The sequence below is a fragment of the Rhodoferax sp. genome (assembly GCF_023700745.1).
In the GTDB taxonomy this organism is placed as follows: Bacteria; Pseudomonadota; Gammaproteobacteria; order Burkholderiales; family Burkholderiaceae_C; genus Rhodoferax.
The window spans coordinates 19,667-27,128 of the sequence record NZ_JAMPYG010000026.1; the positions used below are offsets into that span (position 1 = coordinate 19,667).

Sequence of the window (7,462 nt, forward strand, 5' to 3'; positions counted from 1 at the left end):
GGCCGATGACTGTCCGCACTCTGAATTGCAGATCGATTCCGGCCTGAATGATGGTTAAACACGTCTTGCCACATTCCGTCAATGTCACTAAAATTGTTTCAAATATCGTTTCACTATATTTCGAGAAATACAATTTTCTCGTTGGTAAAATTACTTCTTTACGGCGCGCGACAATCGTTTCATTGTGACAGCAGACATCATCACCACCTTGCGCCTTAACGGGCGCATGCAGGCGGGCGAACTTCTCAAGTCGCTCGGGGTCAGCCGTGCCACGCTGATGCGCTTGGCACGAGCCGCTGGGAACGAAATCATCGTGCGCGGCAGCGCGCGGCGCACCACCTACGCTGCACGCCGCGCGCTACGCGGTTCACTTGCGGCACTGCCGCTGTACCGCGTCGACGAGTGCGGGGATGTGCAGGAAATCGCCCGGCTGGACCTGACCTACCCGGACGGCTGCGCTGCCGAGTTTCTCGCCGACTTCGGCTGGCCGATGGACGCAGACATGCAAGCGGGATGGTTCGACGGCCTGCCCTATCCACTCCATGACATGCGGCCACAGGGTTTTCTCGGCCGCAACTTCGCGCGCCATCACGCCGAGATGCTGCAGGTTCCTGCAGATCCACAAGACTGGTCTGACGACCATGCGTTGCATGCGATGTCGATGCTGGGCGTCGACTTGCTTGGCAACCTCATCATCGGCGAACCGGCTTGCCGTCAATGGCTTGAGCGTCTGCAAACTGCGCGCTTGGGCCGTGGTGACGCGCCAGTGGCCGAGCATGAGGTGGAGCAGGCCTACGCCAAGCTGGCCGAGACCGCCATGGTCCAGGGTGTTGGGGGTTCCTCGGCCGGGGGTGAGTTCCCTAAGTTCACGGCCGTTCGCCAGTACAGCGACGGGCGGGTACAGCACGTGCTGGTCAAGTTCTCTGGCTCTGACGACTCCACGGGCACACAGCGCTGGGCCGACCTGCTGGTGTGTGAACACCTGGCGAGTCTCATACTGTCGGAGCACCTTGGCGTTGGTTCGGCAGCATCGCGCATTCACCACAGCAGCGGGCGCACCTTCCTGGAGGTCGAACGCTTCGATCGGCACGGGCTACTCGGGCGCTCGGGGGTGACGTCCTGGTCCTCGCTCAACGCCGCGCTATTTGGCCTGGCTGGTGTGCCCTGGACCGAGGCTGCCCGGCAGGTGGCCAAGCGCGGCTGGCTATCAGAACACGATACCAGCAACATTGCGCTGCTGTGGCACTTCGGCCAGCTCATCGGCAACACGGACATGCACGAGGGCAACCTGTCCTTTCAACCCAACGCCCGGAACGGTGGGGCGGGACTGCAACTGTCACCGGCTTACGACATGTTGCCCATGCTCTACGCGCCGGCGCGCGGTGTCGAACTGCCCGCCCGCAGCTTTGAACCCAAGCTGCCGCTTCCGGCGCAGCGCGTGGATTGGAACCACGCGGCACACGCTGCCACCGCGTTCTGGCAGACGGCCGCAGCGGACGAACGCATCAGCACCGGCTTTCGGACCATTTGCGCCGATAACGCTGGTGTGCTGCTTAAACTGATGGCACGTTAACCGTAGAGCCCGCCGGAAAAAACTGAAGTGGATCCCAGAGTCATTGACGAGTTTGCCAAAAAGAAAGGGCAGAGCCGCAGCGGCTTTCTGGTGGAGGCGGCGCACACCGCCATGCATGCGTGATGATCCGAAAACCCTGAAGCTAGCGTGCGCATCAACATCGACGTGCTCAACGCCCAGACTGCGCTGTTCGACACCAAGGCCAAACTGGCCAAAGCGCGCTACGACGTGTTGCTGGGCGGCCTGAAACTGCGCCAGGCCAATGGCACGCTCACGGCGGATGACCTGAACGCGGTGAATGCGCTGCTGGTGAAATAAACCGCTTACTCAAGGCAGCAACAGCCTCTACTTCCGAGGCGAGTGGAATTTGGAGGGATTACCGCCATTTCAAATTCCCCCACACCCAAGAAACGGGGAATTTACTCCCGTACTATTTTTTGTTCTTGTAAAGTTCAGCGTTCTTGCCTGCATCGTTGGTTGGCTGCTTCGCAATCACTAGTCCCTTTAACCCGTCATAGACCGCTGCACTGACGATGTTGTGTGTCAGCAAATGCGCTTTGCTACCATATGGACGACCACCGATGATCTTGTCGGCTTCGGCATCGCTGACGCCGGGGAGCGTTTTGAGTTCTGCTTTCTTCGCACTATTGATGTCAACCAGCTTGACTTTGGGCACCGCCTTGGGCTTGGCTGCAATGCCGCTCTGACCGCTTGTTTCGGTCTTGTTTGTGGCTGGCTTTGGCGCGGATGCCTGGCTGTCAGCGGCCGTGCAGAGGCTGGTGGACAACAGCAGGGTCAGGGTAATGCATGTGGTTTTGATGCTACTGAATTTCATGAAAGACGTTCCTTGATATGTCCTGGTAATTGCTAGTGTATTGCAAAGCATCATAAAAAAACCCGGGTATGTCGCCACATCCGGGTTGATTGCTTGGCTCAGTGTACGAGGGTAAAAACCCTCGTAGCCTGATTACTTGTGCATGACGACTGCGTCAAATTCTTTGCCTGGACCGTGGCATGTCACGCATCCCTCACCATTGGCAACGAGCGCACTACGCTTGACCTGGACTTGTCCACCATTCAGGCTGGCGTGGGTTTTGGCGCTTTGCGAGTCATGGCAGCTCACACAGGACGCGGTATATGGCGAAACAACGCTGTCATCGGCGTTGACCGTGGCATAAGACGCCTTGGCATTGGCCGTTGTCCGTGTTGCTGCATAAGCGGCATTGATCGACTCATAGTTGGAGGACAGGGCAGCACTTGGCACACTGCTGTAGGTGCCGGCTTTGTGGCAAGTCTCGCAGTTGTTGAGTTTGCCTGGGAAGTCCATCCGGCGGAAGTCGAGCAAAGTGATGGCACTTGGCGTGCGGTCACGCGCATCCATGAACGGTGTCACCCGATCACGGCCCGCGTGGATCCCGTGAATCATGTCCTTCATGTTGTTGGACGTGACTGGCAATTGCAGTGCTGTTTCAGGCAGGAGCTTGTTAACGCCCCACTCTGTCAGTTTCTTGTTATCTGCAGCTGTGAATGGATAGGCAGCAAAAACTGAGTCAGAAATTCCGCGTCCGCTGGTGGCCTTGTTGGGCACGTGACACGTTACACAAACCTGGATTTCATAAACCCGGCTACCGCCATGGCCTTCGAACCACTCGTGGCAATTGGAGCACTTGGCCGAATCCACCACGGTGCGGCGCACATCGTCACCGGTGACTGCCTTGACCACCGAAATCGCATGGCGGGCAGTGTTTGCAGAGATGCCATTGGTTCCAGCCGCCTGTGTGTAATAGCTATTGAGTGAGACCGCACGCAATTTCGCACCGACCGGGAACCCGTTGGCGATCGTTGCGGTGAAATAGCCGTCGGCATCAGGCGCAGACGACGCTGTCAAACCCGCAGCGGCGAAAGTAACTGACTTTGCGTCGCCTTTGGTAACACCACTGTTGTCGTAATCAACCGGCTTGAAGTCGGCGGCAAGCATGCCGCTTGGCAGGCCCGCCCAGGAGAGCAAGAAGCCCGGGCCACCAGTGAAGCCGGTTGGCGCGATTGACGTCAATGGCGTGAACACTGCTGGCAGGACACCACCGTCGGAACTGATTTTGAACTTCACGGTCACAGTATTGGTTCCGGCATCCACGGCCGCAGACTTGATTTCGTACTTGAAGTTCACCAAACCAGCGGCAACAGTTGGATTGTGCTTGGTCACATTGTCAGTCCGGTGATAGACCTTGATGTCGGCAGACGCGTGGCACAGGTAGCAGGTGGCGTCGCTGGACTGTCCTTTGCCGACGTGTCCGGTAGTCTCGCCAGCCAGCGTTGTACCTGTTCCGTCAGACCATTTAATGCCATCGTGGCAAGAACCGCAAGCGACCCGGCTTGGCTGGGTGTTCCAGTTGTCGGCCTGTTTTGCTTTGGTACTGTCATGGCAGGTGCTGCACATCTTCTGCCCATTGTCGAGCATCGAAAAACCCTTGTTATTGAACGCGACGTTGGCATAGTTGTAGTTTTGCTTGACCAATGCTGATCCATTGTGAATTTTGTGGACCAGAGTCGTAAAGTTACCGGAGACTTCACCATCGGCTACCCTGGTTTCAGGCGAATAGCTGTAGCTGGTGATGCCAGTTGTCGCATTCACCGTCTTAGTTTCCGTGAGTGTCGGGAACTGGCCGGCTACCGAAGCTACGTTGGCATAACCAGATTTTCGTTGATCGGTATGACAAACGACGCAATAACGGGTGTCAACGCGACCGCCACCGTGGAAGGCAAGCTTCTCATGGCAGGTGTTGCAACTGTCAATTGACACCACTTCACGCTGCACATCGGCAGCCGCGACCACCGCGCCGGTAGCGGGAACAAAGTCATAGATGGCGTTGGCCGGATTTGCCAAAGTGCCACCATTGACCGAACCCGATAGCTGGATGGCAAGACGGTGCTGCAATGTTGGCACATAGTCCAGCAGTTTGCCATCAGCACCCATGACATCGGCTTTTTTGTAGGGAGATGCTGCATTGGCGGTATCTGCAAACCATGCTGCCATCTTGGTCTGCAAAGGACCTGTGATGTCGCGTGCGAATGTGTATTTGTAAGTACCATCCTTGTTGTCAACCAAGTTGGCAGCAACATTTTCCGTTCCGGGACGACTCGGAGCACCCGTTGTTGGGTCACCAACGATGTAGTTCACCCAGGTACTCTGACTGCCGGCAGCGCCAGGAACCAGTTTGGCAATGCTGAATCGGAGTTGCGAAGTAGTCAAACCTACCACTGGACGCTGATAGCCATCGACCACCTTGAAAGAAACCACCGGGGGGCTGTTGATCACCACACTGGAGACGGTTGCCACAGGGGTCAGCGCAGCCCAATCGGTTGCGCTGACAGTGGCAAGGTTAACCACGGCTGTCAGGTCCTGACCAGGCGCACCTGTAGCACCCGTGGCACCCGTAGCACCCGTAGCACCAGGCGCGCCATCGTCACCACCGCCGCAACCGGCCAGGGCCGCCACGGCAAGCAGGCTTGCCGCAGCAAGCCTCGTCCAATGGGAGGAAGATTTACTCTTCCTTGCTAGTTCGACATGTTTCACATGAGCCTCCTATGGCGTTGACTTTGGAAGGCCTTATTATCAATTTACGCAAGCTTTACACAAGTGAAACCGCGTCTTCAAACTGTCGAACATTTGCGCTATATCAAGTTTTATCTAATCAACCGATGAGTGTGCGTGCTGCGACTCCAAATTCATCACATATAAAAAAACCCCCGAAGGCGTTGCCGCCCTCGGGGGTTTTGGTCAACACAGAAAATTGCTGTTATTTCATGTGAACTGCCTTGATGTCGGCAACCTTGCCGCTGGCATGGCAAACCATGCAGGTTTCAACTGTTTTGAAACCCTTTGTGCGGTCGCCGGTGCCGCTAACAGAAACAGTGGAAACCGGCTTGTAAAGCGTGCCACCGTTCAACTGCATGTGTGTAACTGCAGTTTTGCTGTCATGGCAACCGAAGCAGGAAGAGGAAATCGGCGACGACACCAGGTTGTCAGTCCGGTAATCAACCTGACCATTGCCCAGTGTAGTTACCCATGGTGACAGACCAACCGAGGCAATACCTGTTGGATTGGTTGTCAAGTCATTGAGCATGTTCCCACTGGCTTCCGTGGTCCACGACAGGTTAGGCAGTGCAGCGGCGTTAGCCGATGCACTGAAGTCATAACTGCCTGCCACGTGGCATTGTTCGCACTTGTTCAATACGCCTGGATAGGTCACTTCAGCAAAGCCCGTCGGGTTTGCAGCGGTGGCTTCGTAGTTAAAGTCTTCGGCACGCATCTTTGACGCATGGATCGAGTGCACCAGGTTTTTGGCGCTGACCGACCAGCCGCCGCCGAAACTGTACTTCACACCAACGTGGCCAGTAGCGCGCGCGGGGTCATGGCAGAGGGCGCAGCCTGCACCGTTGTTGCGTGCGCCAGCGTGGAAGGACGGACCGACACCCAGTTGGCCGTGGCAGCTATTGCACTTGTCACCATCGACCACGTTGCGGCGGGCTGTGTAACCATCAGCGGTTTTGAAGGCAAACTTGGGCTCACGCAGGCGGATGCCTTGCGGGTAAGCCGCATGGTTCAACTGGACAAAGCCGTTGTAGCTAACCCCCACCGCACCAGTCACCATCGTGGCCGTGTCAGGAATGATGGTAGCCAGTGTTGCCGTGTAGTAGCCGTTGGCGTCAGGGCCGGTCTGTGTGCCACCCTTGCCGTCACGAATATCCTTGACGGGGGTGCCGCCACCGAGCGAAACGACGTTCCAATCGGCCGGTTTGGCGATGCCGTCCGGGGTGGTCGCATAAGTCACCATGATGCTGGGCGAGCCGTCCACACCGTCAATCAGGTAACCCGTGGGGTTCACGGTGACCGGTTTGCCGTCTTTCATAATGCGGTAGACAACCGTGGCTTTCTTGGCGCCGGCAGCACCGGCAACCGTGACTTGCTTGAGTTCAAAGTCGATCTTGTACACACCGGCGGGCAGATTCAGTTGCGAGGCCAACGGAATGCTCGGACCAAATCCAGCCTCGTAACCTGGGGTAGGAGTGTCCAATGCCGTGTTCAGCGGATAACCACCGCGGCCATTGGCACCGGTCGAATCAACCGTGACGTGGTAAACCGGAATGCTTGCCGCGTCATGGCACAGGATACAAGTCTTGTCGTCGGATTTTGCACCACCGATGTGGCCAACTGCAGAGCCAGACAGGGTTGTGCCGGTGCCGGTCTTGAAGTCGATACCGTCATGGCACGAGCTGCAAGCCAGCAAGCTGGGGACATTCTTCCAGTTGTCGCCCTGGGCAGTCTTGTTAACCGCATTGGCAGAACCATCGTGGCATTTGACGCAGTTGGTCACCGGCTGTGGGTACAGGATTTCGTTGAACTGGACACCGGCGTAGTTGTAGCCGGTTTTCATCAACTCATGACCCATGTGGATTTTGTGGACGGCTGTCGGGAAGTCGCCAACCGCTTTGCCATCAATCCTGTAAGTGCTGCCTGCATAGGCATTCCCAGTGGCCACTGAGTCAGTTCGACCGTACTTGCGCTGATCGGTATGACAGACGACGCAGTATTGCGGATCCTGACGGCCACCGCCATGGAATTCGAACTTGCTGTGGCATGACATGCAAGCTGCCATGGAGGTGACGTTACGCTGCGCATCTGTGGCAGTGACCGTCTTGCCTGTGGCAGGAATGAAGTCATAAATGGCGTTGACCGGATTTTTCATGGGTACGCCGGCAACAACTTGCACCCCATTGGCAGTGTTCGTGCCAGTGCCGGGAGCGTTACCTGAAATGGCGACGGTCACACGGTGGGTGAGTGTTGGATCGTAAGTGAGATCGCCCAGATCGGCCAACACGTTAGGTGCA

At 56.9% G+C, this 7,462-nt stretch carries 4 protein-coding genes and 1 pseudogene; 2 read left to right on the forward strand and 3 right to left on the reverse strand.

Going from position 1 to position 7,462, the window contains the following annotated elements; translation table 11 throughout:
• Positions 1-184: 184 nt before the first annotated feature.
• On the forward strand, positions 185-1,573 hold the full coding sequence (gene yjjJ / locus NDJ10_RS14720) for a type II toxin-antitoxin system HipA family toxin YjjJ (protein ID WP_296163657.1): 1,389 nt from the start codon (positions 185-187) through the stop codon (positions 1,571-1,573).
• A 147-nt stretch (positions 1,574-1,720) separates the two neighbouring features.
• Positions 1,721-1,891, forward strand: a pseudogene (locus NDJ10_RS14725) (channel protein TolC); the annotation flags it as partial.
• A gap of 112 nt (positions 1,892-2,003) precedes the next feature.
• On the opposite strand, the gene NDJ10_RS14730 reads toward NDJ10_RS14725, so the two are convergent.
• The 3 genes from NDJ10_RS14730 to NDJ10_RS14740 form a co-directional block, all read right to left on the reverse strand.
• Entirely contained in the window at positions 2,004-2,360 is a 357-nt protein-coding gene (locus NDJ10_RS14730; protein WP_296163660.1) for a helix-hairpin-helix domain-containing protein, read from the reverse strand.
• A 180-nt stretch (positions 2,361-2,540) separates the two neighbouring features.
• Entirely contained in the window at positions 2,541-5,147 is a 2,607-nt protein-coding gene (locus tag NDJ10_RS14735) for an OmcA/MtrC family decaheme c-type cytochrome (protein ID WP_296163662.1), read from the reverse strand.
• 223 nt (positions 5,148-5,370) lie between these two features.
• Positions 5,371-7,462: OmcA/MtrC family decaheme c-type cytochrome (locus tag NDJ10_RS14740; protein WP_296163665.1), on the reverse strand; the 2,092-nt coding region annotated here is incomplete at its 5' end.